Origin of the sequence: Streptomyces sp. NBC_00582 (assembly GCF_036345155.1) — a bacterium.
Classification (GTDB): Bacteria; Actinomycetota; Actinomycetes; order Streptomycetales; family Streptomycetaceae; genus Streptomyces.
Genome location: NZ_CP107772.1, coordinates 2,742,792 through 2,758,730, shown reverse-complemented (window position 1 = coordinate 2,758,730; position 15,939 = coordinate 2,742,792). Strand labels below are relative to the sequence as shown.

General features: G+C 72.8%; 17 protein-coding genes and 1 pseudogene. 7 read left to right on the top strand and 11 right to left on the bottom strand.

From position 1 onward, the window contains the following. Positions 1-137: 137 nt before the first annotated feature. Positions 138-521: pseudogene (locus OG852_RS11995) on the top strand (thiamine pyrophosphate-binding protein); the annotation flags it as partial. Between the two features lie 104 nt (positions 522-625). On the opposite strand, the gene OG852_RS11990 reads toward OG852_RS11995, so the two are convergent. The 3 genes from OG852_RS11990 to OG852_RS11980 all read right to left on the bottom strand — a co-directional run bounded on the left by OG852_RS11990 (position 626) and on the right by OG852_RS11980 (position 3,047). Continuing rightward, positions 626-847: a hypothetical protein gene (locus tag OG852_RS11990; RefSeq protein ID WP_133917768.1), complete on the bottom strand. Its 222-nt coding sequence runs from the start codon at positions 845-847 to the stop codon at positions 626-628. 439 nt (positions 848-1,286) lie between these two features. Further along, positions 1,287-2,183 carry a 2-hydroxy-3-oxopropionate reductase gene (locus OG852_RS11985; RefSeq protein ID WP_330347920.1) on the bottom strand — a complete coding sequence of 299 codons (897 nt, stop codon included), beginning with the start codon at positions 2,181-2,183 and terminating at the stop codon, positions 1,287-1,289. Between the two features lie 24 nt (positions 2,184-2,207). Next, positions 2,208-3,047: a TIM barrel protein gene (locus OG852_RS11980; RefSeq protein ID WP_133917766.1), complete on the bottom strand. Its 840-nt coding sequence runs from the start codon at positions 3,045-3,047 to the stop codon at positions 2,208-2,210. A gap of 170 nt (positions 3,048-3,217) precedes the next feature. Here OG852_RS11980 and OG852_RS11975 point away from each other — a divergent pair, with 170 nt between their 5' ends. The 5 genes from OG852_RS11975 (at position 3,218) to OG852_RS11950 (ending at position 7,177) form a co-directional block, all read left to right on the top strand. Continuing rightward, complete coding sequence (locus OG852_RS11975) at positions 3,218-3,481, top strand: hypothetical protein (protein WP_133917765.1); 264 nt, start codon at positions 3,218-3,220, stop codon at positions 3,479-3,481. Further along, on the top strand, positions 3,478-3,843 hold the full coding sequence (locus OG852_RS11970; RefSeq protein WP_133917764.1) for a helix-turn-helix domain-containing protein: 366 nt from the start codon (positions 3,478-3,480) through the stop codon (positions 3,841-3,843). Before OG852_RS11975 ends, OG852_RS11970 begins: the two co-directional genes overlap by 4 nt. A gap of 84 nt (positions 3,844-3,927) precedes the next feature. Beyond that, the gene (uraD, locus tag OG852_RS50960; protein WP_133917763.1) at positions 3,928-4,875 is read left to right on the top strand and encodes a 2-oxo-4-hydroxy-4-carboxy-5-ureidoimidazoline decarboxylase; all 948 of its coding nucleotides are present in this window, start codon (positions 3,928-3,930) and stop codon (positions 4,873-4,875) included. 6 nt (positions 4,876-4,881) lie between these two features. Then, positions 4,882-5,787, top strand: coding sequence for a factor-independent urate hydroxylase (pucL, locus tag OG852_RS11955; RefSeq protein ID WP_133917762.1), 906 nt, complete (start codon positions 4,882-4,884; stop codon positions 5,785-5,787). 10 nt (positions 5,788-5,797) lie between these two features. Next, complete coding sequence (locus OG852_RS11950) at positions 5,798-7,177, top strand: 8-oxoguanine deaminase (protein WP_330347919.1); 1,380 nt, start codon at positions 5,798-5,800, stop codon at positions 7,175-7,177. Positions 7,178-7,308: 131 nt separating this feature from the next. On the opposite strand, the gene OG852_RS11945 is transcribed toward OG852_RS11950, so the two are convergent. The 5 genes from OG852_RS11945 to OG852_RS11925 form a co-directional block, all read right to left on the bottom strand. Then, positions 7,309-8,124: a chitosanase gene (locus tag OG852_RS11945; protein WP_330347918.1), complete on the bottom strand. Its 816-nt coding sequence runs from the start codon at positions 8,122-8,124 to the stop codon at positions 7,309-7,311. Positions 8,125-8,239: 115 nt separating this feature from the next. Next, entirely contained in the window at positions 8,240-8,662 is a 423-nt protein-coding gene (locus OG852_RS11940; RefSeq protein ID WP_133917759.1) for an acyl-CoA thioesterase, read from the bottom strand. 62 nt (positions 8,663-8,724) lie between these two features. Continuing rightward, positions 8,725-9,372 (bottom strand): hypothetical protein, encoded by a 648-nt coding sequence (locus OG852_RS11935; protein ID WP_133917758.1) that lies wholly within the window; start codon positions 9,370-9,372, stop codon positions 8,725-8,727. Between the two features lie 60 nt (positions 9,373-9,432). Continuing rightward, on the bottom strand, positions 9,433-10,026 hold the full coding sequence (locus OG852_RS11930) for a histidine phosphatase family protein (protein WP_330347917.1): 594 nt from the start codon (positions 10,024-10,026) through the stop codon (positions 9,433-9,435). A 113-nt stretch (positions 10,027-10,139) separates the two neighbouring features. After that, positions 10,140-11,348 carry a pyridoxal phosphate-dependent aminotransferase gene (locus tag OG852_RS11925; protein ID WP_133917091.1) on the bottom strand — a complete coding sequence of 403 codons (1,209 nt, stop codon included), beginning with the start codon at positions 11,346-11,348 and terminating at the stop codon, positions 10,140-10,142. An 87-nt stretch (positions 11,349-11,435) separates the two neighbouring features. Between OG852_RS11925 and OG852_RS11920 the strand changes: the two genes are divergently transcribed. Then, entirely contained in the window at positions 11,436-12,092 is a 657-nt protein-coding gene (locus OG852_RS11920) for a winged helix-turn-helix transcriptional regulator (protein ID WP_133917090.1), read from the top strand. A gap of 60 nt (positions 12,093-12,152) precedes the next feature. Here the strand turns inward: OG852_RS11920 and OG852_RS11915 are convergent, their stop codons facing one another. From OG852_RS11915 to OG852_RS11905, 3 genes are all read right to left on the bottom strand, one after another. Beyond that, the gene (locus tag OG852_RS11915) at positions 12,153-12,956 is read right to left on the bottom strand and encodes a hypothetical protein (protein ID WP_330347916.1); all 804 of its coding nucleotides are present in this window, start codon (positions 12,954-12,956) and stop codon (positions 12,153-12,155) included. Between the two features lie 14 nt (positions 12,957-12,970). Beyond that, positions 12,971-14,233: a VWA domain-containing protein gene (locus OG852_RS11910; protein WP_133917088.1), complete on the bottom strand. Its 1,263-nt coding sequence runs from the start codon at positions 14,231-14,233 to the stop codon at positions 12,971-12,973. Positions 14,234-14,312: 79 nt separating this feature from the next. Beyond that, a complete protein-coding gene (locus OG852_RS11905) occupies positions 14,313-15,827 on the bottom strand; it encodes an IucA/IucC family siderophore biosynthesis protein (protein ID WP_330347915.1) in 1,515 nt (504 codons plus the stop codon). Between the last annotated feature and the right edge of the window lie 112 nt (positions 15,828-15,939).

Sequence of the window (15,939 nt, the reverse complement as noted above, 5' to 3'; positions counted from 1 at the left end):
CTCCTGTCCGTCTCTTGACGACCTTCGCGAGCCCCCTTACATTGCTTCCAGATAGCAGAAAATAGTTTCCATGATGCGGAAGTTCTCGCGGCGGGTGCGACGGGAGAGCGGTTCCCGCAGCCGAAGAGGAGCACGCGATGGCTCGAATGACCGCTGCCCGCGCGGCAGTCGAAATCCTCAGGCGCGAGGGCGTCACCGCCGCGTTCGGTGTCCCCGGCGCGGCGATCAACCCGTTCTACGCGGCGCTCAGGGACCGCGGCGGCATCGACCACACCCTCGCCCGCCATGTCGAGGGCGCCTCGCACATGGCCGAGGGCTACACCCGCACCCACCCGGGCAACATCGGCGTCTGCGTCGGCACGTCGGGGCCCGCGGGCACCGACATGATCACCGGCCTCTACTCCGCGATCGGCGACTCGATCCCGATCCTGTGCGTCACGGGCCAGGCCCCGACCGCCGTGATCCACAAGGAGGACTTCCAGGCCGTCGACATCGCCTCGATCGCCCGGCCGGTGACCAAGCCACGGAGCCGGGCCACGCCCCGACCTCGATCCGGCCGCTGAAGGTCTGATGAAAGGTCTGACGAAAGTCTGATCCGGCAGCGCGTGAGGGGGCGGCCGCCCCCTCACGGCAGTCCCGGCCAGTCGTCGGGGCCACCGCCCTGCCACTCGATGAAGTCGCTCTCCTCGAGGTCGGTCACATACAGATCGGCCAGGCGCAGGATCTCGCTGACGTCGTCCGCGTGCGTGGCGATCCCGAGGGTCTCGTCGCCCTCGGTGACCCGCCGGGATCCGTCGAGGGCCGGCGGATGCACCACGACATGCGGACGCTCCGTTGGATGTGCCATGCCTTCAGCGTCCTGCGGCCCGGACGGATCCGCACGCGGAGAAGCCCCCGCGGCCCGGGGGGCGGCCCGCGGGGGAGCTCGGGTGACGCCGGTGCCGTCCGGCGGCGGTGCCGTCCGGCGGCGCGAGGCCGGGCGCGTCGGGGCCGTCGCGCCGCCGGACGGGTCCGGGGTGGGCGGGGACCGCGGCGGCTGCGACGGACCGGACACGCTCTTCCCTCGGGCCGGGAACGGGATCCGGGTCCTTGCGCCACCGCACTGGCGCGCACGCCGCCGCGGTCCTCACCCGGCCCGCACCGGATGCCGACCGGCCGCCCGTACGACGCGGGCCGCTCGGCCGCCGAGGGCCGCTCTTGTCACCGGTTCCGGGCGGTGCCGCCGCCTGGGCGCGACACGACAGATGTCGGCGGCGGCGCCGCCCGGAGGTCTTCGGGGCAGCGCCTCAGACCTGGGCGCCGGACAGGCGTTCCACGCCCCGCAGCAGCGCCGAGTGGTCCAGGCCGCCGTCGCCCTGGGCGCGCAGCGAGGCCACGAGCTGGGCCACCACGGCCCCGGCCGGCAGGGCCGCGCCGACCGTACGGGCCGCATCGGTGACGATCCCCATGTCCTTGTGGTGGAGGTCGACGCGGAACCCGGGCCGGAAGTCGCGCCGGAGGAAGTTCTCCTTCTTCCGGGTCAGGACCGTCGAGCCGGCGAGACCGCCGTTGAGCACGTCCAGCGCGGCCCGAAGGTCCACGCCCGACTTCTCCAGGAAGACCACGGCCTCGGCGCACGCCTGGAGGTTCACCGCGACGATCAACTGGTTGGCGGCCTTCACGGTCTGGCCCGAGCCGTGCGGCCCGCACAGCACGACGGTCCTGCCGAGCGCCTCGAACAGCGGTCGCGCCGCCTCGAAGTCGGCCTGCTCGCCGCCGACCATGATGGACAGCACGGCCTCGACCGCCCCGGCCTCACCGCCGGACACGGGGGCGTCCAGCACCCGGACGCCCTTCTCCCGCGCCGCCCCCGCCAGGTTCACGGAGGTCTGCGGGGTGATCGAGGACATGTCGATGAGCAGGGCGCCGGGGCGGGCGTTGTCCAGGATGCCGTCCGGGCCGTACGCGACCGCCTCGACCTGGGGGGAGGCGGGCACCATCGTGACGATCACGTCGGCGTCCCGCACGGCCTCGGCGATCGAGGCGGCCGCCGTGCCGCCTGCGGCGGCCAGCCGGTCCAGCTTGTCCTGCTCCGGCGTGAACCCGGTGACGTCGTAACCGGCCTCGACCAGGTTCTCGGACATGGGGGAGCCCATGATGCCGAGACCGATCCAGGCGACCTTGGGCAGGGGTGCGTTGCTCATGGAGGGATGCCTCTCGTACGGGGGTCAGCGGGCGGGGCGCGCCTCGCGGGGTAGCCAGTCGAAGGCCTCGGCGCTAGGGCGGTCGCCGGGCTTGTACTCCAGGCCGATCCAGCCGTCGTACCCGGCCTTCTCCAGCCGGTCGAGGAGGTCCGCCAGCGGCAGTGAGCCCGTGCCGGGCGCGCCGCGGCCGGGACTGTCGGCGATCTGGACGTGGCCGGTCCGTGCCGCGTGGGTGTCGATCACCCGGGGCAGGTCCTCGCCGTTCATCGACAGGTGGTACAGGTCCATCAGGAACTTCGCGTTGCCGAGGCCCGTAGCCTCGTTCACCCGGTCGGCGACCTCCACCGCGGCCTCCGCGCTCACCAGGGGGTACCGGGGGGACTCGGGCCGGTTCAGGGCCTCGATCAGCAGGATCGCGCCGATCCGGTCGGCGGCCCGGGCGGCGCGCGCGAGGTTCTCCAGGGCGAGCGCGTCCTGCGCGGCCGGGTCGACGCCGTCGACGCGGTTGCCGTAGAGGGCGTTGAGCGCCGTACAGCCGAGGGAACCGGCGAGGTCGGCGGCCACCTCGATGTTGGCGCGGAAGCGCTCCGACTCCTCGCCCGGCAGCGACAGGGCGCCGCGGTCCGGTCCCGGGAGCCGGCCGGCGTAGAGGTTCAGGCCGGTCAGCCGGACGCCCGCCGTCTCGATCGCGCTCTTCAGGGCGTCTATTTCGGACCGTGCGGGGGTGGGGGAGTCGACCCAGGGCCACCACAGCTCGACCGCCGTGAAGCCGGCCGCGGCGGCGGCCGCGGGGCGCTCCAGGAGCGGGAGTTCCGTGAAGAGGATCGACAGGTTGACGACGAAGCGCCGGTTCTCGCTTCCCATGGGATGCCGCGCTCCTTCCTGGCCGTAGTCTCGTGTTTCCGTATAGTGGAACTTGTTTTCTGTTTACTGGAAGACTGTCGGGGGGGTTGGGGCTTGTCAAGGGCGTGCGCCGTCCCGGTCCGTTAAGGTCGGGGTCCTGGTGCGGCCGGTCGGAGAGGTGTGGGGGCGCGATGCGACTGAAAGTGGAGTTCACCACCGAGCCCTTCGACCTCGACGAGGCACCCGCGCACGCGCTCGTCGCCCGTGAGGTGATCGAGGCCGCCGACCTGGACGCGGTCGACGTCGGGCCGTTCGGCAACACCGCGGAGGGCGGTACCGACGCGGTGCTCGCGGCCGTGGACGCCCTGCTGCGCCGCTCGCTCGGCGCGGGCGCCACCCGGATCACCCTCCAGGTCAACGTCGTCGACGCGGACGGCGACGGGGAGGGGGCGTGACCGGCACCGGCGACGAGCCGTTCATCGCGGCCGTGAAGCCGCTGGTCGACGCGATGGGCGGCGAGATGCTCCCGCCCGACGAGGCCGGCCCCGACGACGTGGTCCTCGCCTGGGAGGGTGCCGACGTCGTCGCCGTACGCCTGCCCCAGCTCGCCGACTCCCTGGACCACATCCTGGCCGCCCTGGAGCGCAAGAAGGGCAAACCCCTCGCCGACCTGGACCGCAAGGCCAAGCAGGAGGTCGTCCGGATGCTGGAGGCGCGCGGCGCCTTCTCCGTACGGCACGGCGTGGAGACGGTCGCGGGCGCGCTCGGCGTCAGCCGCTTCACGGTCTACAACTACCTGAACCGGGAGAAGGGCTGAAACCCCCACCGGGAGGGGGCCGAGCGGACCCAAGTTTTCAACAAAGTGTTGACGTCCGGGCGCGGGGAGGCGTTAGCTGACCCTGTGACGTCGAACTCCACGCCCCCGGGCCTGGCCCGGTTCAACGAACTCGGGGAGTCCGGGGCGCTCGCCGCCCTCCGTGAGGTGTGCGCCTCCACGGCGTGGGCGGCGCGGCTGCTCACGGCCCGCCCCTACACCACCGCCGACGAGCTGTACGCCGCCAACGACACCGCCATGGCGGAACTGACGGCGGCCGACCTGGAGGAGGCGATGGCCGGGCATCCGCCGATCGGCCGTCCCCGGCCCGGCGACGCGACCTCGTCGCGCGAACAGCGCGGCATGGCCGGCGCCTCCGAGGACCTCAGGGCGGAGATGCTCGAACTCAACCTGGCCTACCAGGAGAAGTTCGGCCATGTCTTCCTGATCTGCGCCACCGGCCGCACCGGCGAGGAGATGCGCGACGCCGTGCGGGAGCGCATCGGCAACGCGCCGGAGCGGGAACGCGAGATCGTCCGCGGCGAACTGGGCAAGATCAACCGTATCCGCCTGGCCCGACTCGTCGCGGAGGACCGACCCGCCATGAGCACCAGCACCACCGCCTCGGTGTCGACGCACATCCTCGACACCAGCGTCGGCCGCCCCGCCCGGGGCGTCGCCGTCCGGCTCTCCGCCCGTACGGGCCGGGAGGCGGACTGGCAGGCGCTCGGCGGCTCCGTGACCGACGCGGACGGCCGGTGCAAGGACCTCCCGGCCCTGCCGGAGGGAACCCTCCAGGTACGGCTCGACTTCGCGGTCGAGGCGTACTTCGAGGACAAGCGGGACTCCGGGAACGAGCGAGACGTCGAGAACAAGCGAGCCGAGGCGCAGCAGGACGCCCCCGCGAATCGGGACGGCGGTGCCCCGGTGTTCTTCCCGGAGGTGGCGATCACGTTCGCCGTCGTCCCGGGCGAGCACTACCACGTACCGCTGCTGCTCAACCCGTTCGGCTACTCCGTATACCGAGGGAGCTAGCTGCCCATGCCCACCTTTCTGGGACCGAACCAGTACGGCAAGGCCGAGAACCGCGTCGTCAGGATCACGCGGGACGGAGCCACCCACCACATCAAGGACCTGAACGTGTCGGTGTCGCTCTCCGGCGACATGGACGAGGTCCACTACTCCGGCTCCAACGCCAACGTCCTGCCGACCGACACCACCAAGAACACGGTGTACGCGTTCGCCAAGGAGAAGGGCGTCGACTCCGCCGAACAGTTCGGCATCCACCTCGCCCGGCACTTCGTCACCAGCCAGGACGCCATCCACCGGGCCCGCATCCGGGTGGAGGAGTACGCCTGGGAGCGCATCGAGCACTCCGGGGAGGGCGCCCACTCCTTCGTCCGCAGGGGCCAGGAGACCCGCCTCACCCAGATCACCTACGACGGCTCGTCCTGGGAGGTCGTCTCCGGCCTCAAGGACCTGACCGTCATGAACTCGACCGACTCCGAGTTCCGGGGCTACGTCAAGGACAGGTACACGACCCTCCCCGAGGCCCACGACCGTGTCCTCGCCACCGACGTCTCGGCCCGCTGGCGCTTCCACTGGAGCGACGATTCGCAGGACGCCCCCGACTGGGACGCCTCGTACGCCGAGGTCAAGGGGCATCTGCTGCGGGCCTTCGCCGAGACGTACTCCCGCTCGCTCCAGCAGACCCTCTACGCCATGGGCGCGCGGATCATCGAGCACCGCGACGAGATCGACGAGGTCCGCTTCTCCCTGCCGAACAAGCACCACTTCCTGGTGGACCTGGCGCCGTTCGGGCTCAAGAACGACACCGCCGACGGAGCCGTGTACTTCGCCGCCGACCGCCCCTACGGCCTGATCGAGGCCACCGTCCTCAGGGACGGCTGCGAGGCGAAGATCCCGGCGGACCTCACCCACCTCTGAAGGACGGACCATGGCAGCCCCCCAGCGCGTCGTCATCGAGAACTGCTCGATCGCCACCGTCGACGCCGACGACACCGAGTACGCGGCCGGACATGTCGTCCTGGCCGGAAACCGCATCGAGGCGGTCGGCGCGGGAAAGGCCCCCGAGGGCCTGGAGAACGTCGTCCGCCGTATCGACGCCACCGGCCATCTGGCCACCCCCGGCCTCGTCAACACCCACCACCACTTCTACCAGTGGATCACCCGGGGCCTGGCCACCGACCACAACCTCTTCGACTGGCTGGTCGCCCTCTATCCGACCTGGGCGCGCATCGACGAGCCGATGGTCCGCGCGGCGGCCGAGGGATCCCTGGCGATGATGGCCCGGGGCGGGGTCACCACCGCCATGGACCACCACTACGTCTTCCCGAAGGGCACCGGCGACCTCTCCGGCGCGATCATCGGCGCCGCCCGGGGCATGGGCGTCCGCTTCACCCTGGCCCGCGGTTCGATGGACCGCGGTGAGAAGGACGGCGGTCTGCCCCCGGACTTCGCCGTCGAGACCCTCGACGGGGCCCTCGCCGCCACCGAGGAGACGGTCCGGGAGCACCACGACGCCTCCTTCGACGCGATGACCCAGGTCGCCGTCGCCCCCTGCTCACCCTTCTCCGTCTCCACCGAACTCATGCGCCAGGGAGCCGAGTTGGCCCGCCGGCTCGGCGTGCGGCTGCACACCCACGGCTCGGAGACGGTCGAGGAGGAGAAGTTCTGCCACGAGCTGTTCGGCAGGGGACCGACCGACTACTTCGAGTCCACCGGCTGGCTCGGCGAGGACGTGTGGATGGCGCACTGCGTCCACATGAACGACTCCGACATCGCCGCCTTCGCCCGCACGGGGACGGGTGTCGCCCACTGTCCGTCGTCCAACGCGCGGCTGGCGGCCGGGATCGCCCGCGTCCCCGACATGCTGGCGGCCGGTGTCCCGGTCGGTCTCGGCGTCGACGGCACCGCCTCCAACGAGTCCGGCGAACTCCACACCGAACTGCGCAACGCCCTGCTCGTCAACCGCCTCGGCGCCCACCGCGAGGCCGCCCTGAACGCCCGTCAGGCCCTGCGCCTCGGCACCCACGGCGGCGCCCGGGTGCTGGGCCGGGCCCGCGAGATCGGCTCCCTGGAGCCGGGCAAACTCGCCGACGTGGTGCTGTGGCGGCTGGACACCCTCGCCCACGCCTCCATCGCCGACCCGGTGACCGCCCTGGTCTTCGGCGCGGCGGCCCCGGTCACCGCCTCGTTCGTGAACGGCCGGCAGATCGTCGAGAACGGGCGGCTGCTCACCGCCGACGAGGACGCGATCGCCCGCGCCACACGCGCGGAGGCCCGGCGACTGGCCGAGATCACCGCCCGGGCCTGACCCGGGGCGAGGCTCCGGCCGAGGGGGACGGCCCTCGGCCGGCGGCTCCGGACGTCTGTGCGGTGTCCGGAGCGGCCGGAGCCGGGGCGCGCCGTCACCGCGCGCCCCGGCCCGGTCACCCCGGTGCCGGCTCAGTCGATCTCGTAACCGTCCCCGTACACCTTCCACTTGAGCGGCGGCTCCAGATCGAGGTTCCCCTTCTTCAGGAACACCCGCTGGGCCGTCTCGACGCGGGACACGTCGTGGTGGGCCGCCTCCTGCCGCATCGCCCACACCCGCGCGTCGAGGAAGGCGTGCAGATACGTGGTCTCGTCGCCGCCGTCCGCCGGGGTGTCCGCGTGGGCCCCGGCCCGCCGGCGGATGCCGCCGAAGCTCAGGGCGTCGGTGCCCGGGCCGTGCATCACGAGGGCGTCGTAGTAGGCGAACTGGCCGAGCGTGCCCACACCGTCCTTCTTGCCGCGGGCGACCGCCGGGTCGAAGTACACCCGGTCCCGCTCGTCGCGCTGGGCCTTGCGGAACCCGGCCGTCCTCGCCGCCGTGCGCCAGGCGGCCGGGAAGCCCGGGTCGAGGCCCTCGTGCGAGTCGGTGCCGTTCACCGCGCGCAGGGCGGGCAGCCAAGCGGCCAGGGCGTTGTCCGGGTGCCGCTCGGTGTACAGCTCGACGAGGGCGAGCATGTCGCCCGTACCGGAGCAGAAGCCGATGATGCCGCCGGTGTAGCCACGGCCGTCGCCGATGTCCTCGAGGTACGGGTACTGCGCCTTCCAGTTCAGCGACGAGTTCTCCGCGCTGGACACCAGCCGCATGGCGATGTCCTTCTTCTCCGGATCGGCGAGTCCGGTCGCGGTGGCGGCCTCGGCCGTCGGCCACCGCGTGGCGAGCGCTGCGCCGCCGAGGGCGGCGAGCAGGGTGCGACGGGCGGCTCGTGCGTGCGGAAAGGGCAACGTCATCTCCCGAGTAGGGCGCTGTCAAAGGCAGTTGAGCCTGCCTCGGGATCTTGGGAATGCCGTGGGACACGGGTGGGACCGCGCTGTGAGTGGGACACGCCAACAATCCGGCGGGTGTCTACAGCCCGAACAGGCTCGGGTCGCTCGCCAGTTCCTTGAAGTAGTCCTGCGGGTTCGCCACCATGCGTCGCTCCTTGAGGTCCAGCAGCCCGCCGACCGCGGTGAGTTCGGCGGCCACCGTGCCGTCGCTCCTGCTGATGGTCTGCCGGATGCGGAACGTCTTGCCGCCGCCCCACTCGAAGGCGCAGGAGACGTCGATCTCGTCGCCGGCGAGGAGTTCGCGCCGGTAGCGGATGGTCGTCTCCAGGGCCACCGGCCCCACCCCCTGTCCGGTCAGCCGGTTCTGGCTGATGCCCGCGGCCTGCAGCAGGGACCAGCGCGCGTGCTCCGCGTAGTTGATGTACACGCTCTGGTTGACGTGGCCCTGTACGTCCGTCTCGTATCCCCGGACGGTGATCCGGACGGAAAACGGCTCGCTCACTGCGTGCTTCCCCTTCTCGTCGACGAGAGATCGGTGCGCCGGGCATCGATCCTGGCATGTCCTCACGCTCGGCGTGGGGAAGCCAGCAGATAGCGCGCTCTGGTCCGGGGATCGGTGTGCTCGCCGACCTGCCAGCCCGCCTTCTCCAGTGTCGCCGCACAGGCTCTCAGCGTCGCGTCGTCCGGCCCGCGCACGGCGACCGCCTCCGGCTGCGGGGTCGCGCGGACGCGGTAGCCGTCGGCGTCGGGACCGGCGGGGCGGTGTCCCGCGGCCTCCAGGGCGAGGGCCGCGGCCCGCACCAGATGGCTGCGCTCCCACCCGCACGGCCGGTCCACCGAGCCGTCCGGATGGGTCATCCTGCGCAGCTCCAGCAGCCCCTGCCAGGCGCTGTGCACCTCACGCGCGCGGGCCGGACCGTCCGCCCCGACGGCCTCCTCGCCCCCCACCCGCGCGGCGAACACCCCGCTGCCGGTCTCCTCCCGCGCGGGCTCGGGGGCGGGCGCCTCCCCGGCTCCCGGCCCGGCCCCCGCCTCCCGTATCCGGTGGCCCGCCGGGGTCAGGAAGTGGTCGTGCGGCGGCCGTGGATGGCGGAAGGCGAGCCCCCGGCCCACCAGCGCCGCGAGCTGGGCCCGGGTCCCCCGGAGCCGGCCCGTGACGGGTTCGGCGGCGTCGATCACCCGCCGTTGCGCGGCGGTCGGCGGTCGGGTCATGGCGTCCCCCCTGTCGAGTCCTGCCCTGGTGCCCCGCCCTGCGGCGGGCCCACTCGAAGGCTACGACCCGGGTCTGACATTCCAGGCGGCGATCACCGGCCGCCCGTGCTCCGTGCCCAGCCGGCCCAGTGTGCCCGTGGCGAGCCGGAACAGCGCCCCGGCCGAAGGATCCAGCCCGAGGTAGCGGGCGGTCAGCACCCGCAGGAAGTGCCCGTGCGCCACCAGCGCCACCTCCCCGTCGGCACCGGCCCCCAGCACCCTCGCGAGGACCCGGTCGGCCCGCTCGCCGACCTGCGCGGGTGTCTCCCCGGGGTGCTCGGGCGGACCGGGCGCCACCCCGTCGTCGAACAGGAACCAGTGGGGCCGGGTCCGCTGGATCTCGGCGGTGGTGACGCCCTCGTACCCGCCGTAGTCCCACTCCCGCAGATCGGGGTCGACCCGTGCGCCGTGCAGGCCGGAGAGCTCCGCCGTCTCCCGGGCCCGCTCCAGCGGGCTGACGTACGCGGCGCCGACCCGCAGCGACCCGACCAGCGAGGTCAGCCGCCGGGCCTCGTCCCGCCCGTGCTCGGTCAGCGGAACGTCCGTCCAGCCCGTGTGCCGCCCGGACCGCGACCACTCGGTCTCACCGTGCCGGACGAGGAGGAGATCGCCCACATCTGTCAGCGTAAGGCAGCGATCAGCGGCGGACGACACGAGAACGGCCGGCGCGGTCCGCGCGTGTACGGGGGAAGCCTCGGCCGTCCGGTCCGTGGGGGCGTCCCGGCGCCCTACTGCCGGTAGCCGCTGAGGAACCGCCCGATCCTGCCGATCGCCGTCTCCAGGTCCTCCGCGTGCGGGAGGGTCAGGATGCGGAAGTGGTCGGGCGTGGGCCAGTTGAAGCCCGTGCCCTGGACCACCTGGATCTTCTCCTGGAGCAGCAGGTCCAGGACGAACCTCTCGTCGTCGTGGATCGGGTGGACCTTGGGGTCGATGCGCGGGAACGCGTACAGCGCGCCCTTCGGCTTCACGCACGAGACGCCGGGGATCTCGTTGAGCTTCTCCCAGGCCACCGTGCGCTGCTCGTGCAGCCTGCCGCCCGGCGCGGTGAGGTCGCGGATCGACTGGCGGCCGCCGAGCGCGGCCTGGATGGCGTACTGGGCGGGCGCGTTGGCGCACAGCCGCATGGAGGCCAGCATGGTCAGGCCCTCCAGATAGTCGCGGGCGTGCTGCCGGGGGCCCGTCACCACCAGCCAGCCCGAGCGGAAGCCCGCCACCCGGTACGTCTTGGACAGACCGCAGAAGGTCAGCACGACCAGGTCGGGGGCGAGCGCCGCGGCCGAGTGGTGCACGGCGTCGTCGTACAGGATCTGGTCGTAGATCTCGTCGGCGAACACCATCAGACCGTGCCGGCGGGCCAGATCGAGGATGCCCTCGACGATCTCCTTGGGGTAGACCGCGCCGGTGGGGTTGTTGGGGTTGATCAGGACCACGGCCTTGGTGCGGTCCGTGATCTTCGACGCCATGTCGTCCAGGTCCGGGTACCAGTCGGCCTGTTCGTCGCAGAGGTAGTGGACCGCCTTGCCGCCGGCGAGGGTGGTCACCGCCGTCCACAGGGGGAAGTCGGGGGCGGGGATGAGGATCTCGTCGCCGTCCTCGACCAGCGCCTGCACGGCCATCGCGATCAGCTCGGAGATGCCGTTGCCGAGGAAGACGTCGTCGACGCCGACCTCCAGGCCGAGCGTCTGGTAGCGCTGGGCCACGGCCCGGCGGGCGGAGAGGATGCCGCGCGAGTCGGTGTAGCCGTGCGCCTTCGGCAGCATCCGGATCATGTCCTGGAGGATCTCCTCCGGCGCCTCGAAACCGAAGAGCGCCGGGTTGCCGGTGTTCAGGCGCAGCACGCTGTGGCCTGCCTCCTCCAGCGCGTTGGCGTGCTCGACCACCGGGCCGCGGATCTCGTAACAGACCTCGCTGAGCTTGTTCGACTGCCGGAACTCCATGCTCGCTCGCCCCTCCGGTTTCGTGTGTTGCTTGGTTTTACCAAGTTCCAGCTTGGAAAGTCCAACGACATGTCTAGACTGCGTCGCATGTCACCTCGTCGAAGCTACGACCAGTACTGTTCCGCCGCCCGGGCGCTCGACGTCGTCGGGGACCGCTGGACCCTGCTGATCGTCCGGGAGCTGCTCGCGGGTCCGCGCCGGTACACGGACCTGCACGCCGACCTGCCCGGCGTCAGCACGGACGTGCTCGCCGGCCGGCTGAGGGACATGGAACGCGACGGCCTGACCACCCGCCGCCGGCTCCCCCCGCCGGGCGCGGCCTACGTCTACGAACTCACCCGGCGCGGACGGGAGTTGTTGCCGGTGCTGCAGGCGCTGGGCCGCTGGGGCGAGGGTGAGCTCGGCGAGCGCCGCCCCACCGACGCCGTCCGCGCCCACTGGTTCGCGCTGCCCCTGCTGCGGGCGCTGGAGGGCGAGGACTTCCCCGACGTCCGCCAGGCGGACGGGGAGATCCTCGAAGTCCGCCTGGACGAAGGGGAGTTCCACCTCCATCTCGGCGCCCAGGACGGCCCCGTCCACGGGGACGGCCCCGCTCCCAGGGAGCCCGCCGCCCGGCTCGCGCTGGACGCCGGCACCTGCGCGGCCGTCGCCCGCGGGGAGCTGGGGGTGCGGGACGCGGTGCGCGCCGGGCGGATCGACGTGGCGGGGGACGGGACGCTCGCGAAGGCGCTGCGGGAGGGCTGAGGCACGCCGAAGGCCCACCACCGGGCGGTGATGGGCCTTCTGAGCGGACGTCAGGAGCGGTCAGGCGCCCGGCGGCACCTGCCGCGGGCGTCCCGCACCACGCGTCATCGTGTAGCCGCCGATGCCGGCCAGCGCCGCCAGCACCGCCCCGATCCCCGTCCACACCCAGCGGTCGGACCACCAGCCGGACGCCCAGCCGTCGTCGGGCTCGATGCTCGACAGCACGGCCGTCGGCGAGGAATCGTCGTCCTCCGCCGTCGATGTGACCGCGATGCCCGGGACGAGCGGCTTCGCCAGCGAGCCGTCCACGGCCGCCGCGCCGCCGATGTCCTTGGAGGTGACCTGGAGTCCGGCGCTCACCGGCTGGCCCAGGTCCGCCGCGCTCAGGCCGACGACCGTCAGCCGGACGTAGTACGTGCCCGGCAGCGGGTCGTTCGCCCACGGCTCCGACCAGGCGCGCACCGTGCGCAGCACACACGCCAGCTCCACCCGGGCGGCGTCCTGGGCGGCGGTGCGGGTCTGCGCGCCGTACTGGCAGGCCTGACGGCGCCGCAGCCCGTCGTACACGTCGATCTGCCAGGTCTGGGCGCGATGCGCCGCCGGCAGCTTCACCTCCGTCTTCACGGTGGGCCGCTGTCCCGAGTCCGCCGCGAACGACCAGTACAGGTAGTCACCCGTGGAGGCGCTCGCGGTGGCCGTCTGCCCCTGCTCGACCTCCGCCGCCGTACGGAACGAGGTGCCCGCCGAGGTCGGCGCGGCGCTCTCCCCGGACGGGCTCGCGGAGGGCGAGGAGTCGGCGGCGGCCGGTCCGGCCGCCAGTCCCAGCGCCAGCAGCGCGCCGCCCAGCACTCGAGTGATCCTCATCGGTTGGATCCGCATCAGTTGGTCCTCCAGACCGCGACACGCCAGCGCGACAGCCAGCCCCAGATCAGACCCGCGAGGAAGCCGACCAGCACCAGCAGACCGAGCAGCCACCAGCCGCGCCCGAGCCCGAAGGAGGCCACGTCGCTCGCCTGCGACGGCGCGTCGACCACGTCCACGGTCAGCTCCACCGGCATACCGGGGGTGGTCTTCACCCCGGCGCCCGCCGAGAAGGAGTTCGTCACCTGGAGGCACACGGTCTCGGCCGGCGCGTCCTCGTCGTCGCTCTCCGCCCTCGGGTAGCGCAGACCCGTCGAGACGACGTCGGTACGGCCGTTGCCCGCCGCCTCACCGCGCACGATCTCCCGGCCGTGCACGGTGACCGCCCGCAGCAGCACCCCGTAGTCCGGGTTCATCGCCCGGTCCGCCGCCACGCTCACCGAGGCCCGCAGCTCCTGGCCCGGCTCGACGTCCACCCGGTACCAGCGCTCCTGGCCGAACTCCTCGCGGTCGGTGTACAGACCCGACTTCAGCGTGGGCGCCTTGGAGCAGGAGTCCGCGCCCTCGGTGGCGACCGGCGTCACCACCGGGTCGGCCGCCCGGTCCACCAACTGGTTGACCTTGTCGGTGAGTTCGTCGGTGTGCTCGACCGAGGTGTATGTGCCGCCGGTGGCCTCGGCGATACAGCTGAGCTGCTGCCGCATCTTCGTGTTGGGCACCAGGCCCAGGGTGTCGATGGTCAGGCCGATGCCCTTGGCGGCGATCTCCCGCGCCACCTCGCACGGGTCGAGCGGGGCGCAGGTGTCCTCGCCGTCGCTGATCAGCACGATCCGCTTGGACCCGGTGCCGCCGTCGAGGTCGTCGGCCGCCTTCAGCAGCGCGGGGCCGATCGGCGTCCAGCCGGTGGGGGACAGGGTCGCCACCGCCGCCTTGGCCTCGGTGCGGTCCACCTGGCCGACCGGGTACAGCTGCGCGGTGTCCTTGCAGCCCGTCTTCTGGTCGTCGCCCGGGTAGTCGGCGCCGAGGGTGCGGATGCCGAGGAGGACGGTCTCCGGGGTCGCGTCCAGCACCTCGTTGAACGCCTGCTTGGCCGCGGCCATGCGGGTCCCGCCGTCGATGTCCTTCGTCCGCATCGAGCCGCTGACGTCGAGGACCAGGTCGACCTTGGGCGCGAGGGCGGTGGTCTCGTCGGCGACCGCCCCGGCCGGGAACGCGAGCCCGGCCGTGAGCGCGGCGAGCAGGGCACAGACGCCCGCCGCCAGCCGTTGTGTTCTGATCATCGGCGGATCTTATTGATCAGGGGTGTCCCGCCACAAAACGAGGTCGACGACACGGTGTGAACGGACACCGGACATCCGGTCAGTTCTCCTGCCGGACCAGCGGGTTGGGGAGTTCGGCCCACCGGTCCCCGGCCGTCCCCGGCGAGAGCCGCATCAGCGTCAGCGCCTTCGCCGGCAGCGGCCGCTCGCACAGCGTCACCAGATCGGGGGTGCGCGGCAGATCCCGTACGACGGCGTCGAGCGCCGTCCGCAGCGCCGTGCCGTCGCCCGTCGTGGCCGCCAGCGAGCCAGCCACCAGCGAGCCGAACAGCTTGCGCCGCAGCGCGGTCTCGTCGTCCGTGAGGATCCGCGCGGGCAGCCCCTCGGGCGGCGTGATGCCGTGCCGGGCCAGCCGGGACGGGCCGACGCGGATGTCGGCGAGATCGCGGTAGACCAGCCGCAGCGGGGCGCCCGAGGCCGACAGCACGACCAGCAGGTTCTGGCCGTGCGCCTCCAGCGCCACCCCCGACTCCAGCAGCCGCAGCCCGACGGTGAGCGCGAGCCGCGCGAACTCCGCCGTCCAGGCCGCGGATTCGGGCAGACGGGTGGTGGCCAGCGCGGCCACCGGGACCACCCGCTCACCCGGCCCCGCGTACACCGCCGGCGACTCCCGCAGCACGGCGGCCAGTTCGGGGGAGTCGGGGGTGGCCGCGCCCAGGGTGCGGGTGACGTGGAGCAGGCCGTCCGTGCGCGCGGCCAGGATCTCCCCGAACGCCGACAGCGCCGCCGAGGCCGCGACCGACCCCACCGAGATGTCCCGCACCGACGACGTCAGCCGGGCGCTCAGCGAGGTCTTCACATGCCGCCCGCCCGGCAGCGCCAGCGTGCGCAGCGACATCAGCGGACGCGCCGGAAGCTCCCGCTCGCAGGACCGCTTGAGCACATGCGCCGCCTGCCACGGATGCACCGGGATCCACAGCCGCTCCCCGTCCCGCAGCTCCTGCGGCCACACCCCCGACACCAGGCACTCCCCGGCCGGCACCGGTACCAGCCCCAGTCGCACCACCGGCCGGTGCTCCGGACCGTACGCGAGCTGCTCGGCGACCGAGAACCCGGGCCGGGACCGGCAGGTGGGGTGGTACGGATGCCCGTCGACCACCCGCTGCTCCCACTCCCAGTCGTGCACCGGCCACTCCTCGGCGTGCGTGGAGGGCTCCTGACCGGCCCGCGAGAGCGCCAGCGACGCCACGCTGTCGCCGAGTTCGGCCGCGAAACCGCTGCCGTTCGGCACCGCCAGCTCCGCCGTCAGCCGTGCGGGATCGTCGTACGCCACCCCGTCCAGCCGTACGTCCGTCACATACCCGGCGGTCGCGTACGGGTCGGGGTGCGGGCCGTGCAGCCGGCGCCCGTCGGCCAGCAGCAGGGTCAGGCCCTCCCCGCCCCGGTCCCGCCGGGTGATCCAGGGCAGCGGTTCATGGGCGAGGGCCCGCCACAGCCGGGTCAGCACGGCCGCCCGGGCGCCGGGCAACGCCGCCGCGAACCGGGCCACGAGGTCCGGACGCAGCGCGGCGAGTTCGGCGGCCACCTCGGCCTCGACGGTGGGCGGTCGGTCCACGGGTGGGCTCCTCGGGGTGCGGGTACGTGCGTCACGGAGGGACCGTGACGCCAGCGATACTGATCATCTCCGCCCAGCAGAACCGGGCCCGGCGGACCCGGGCTCAGCAACA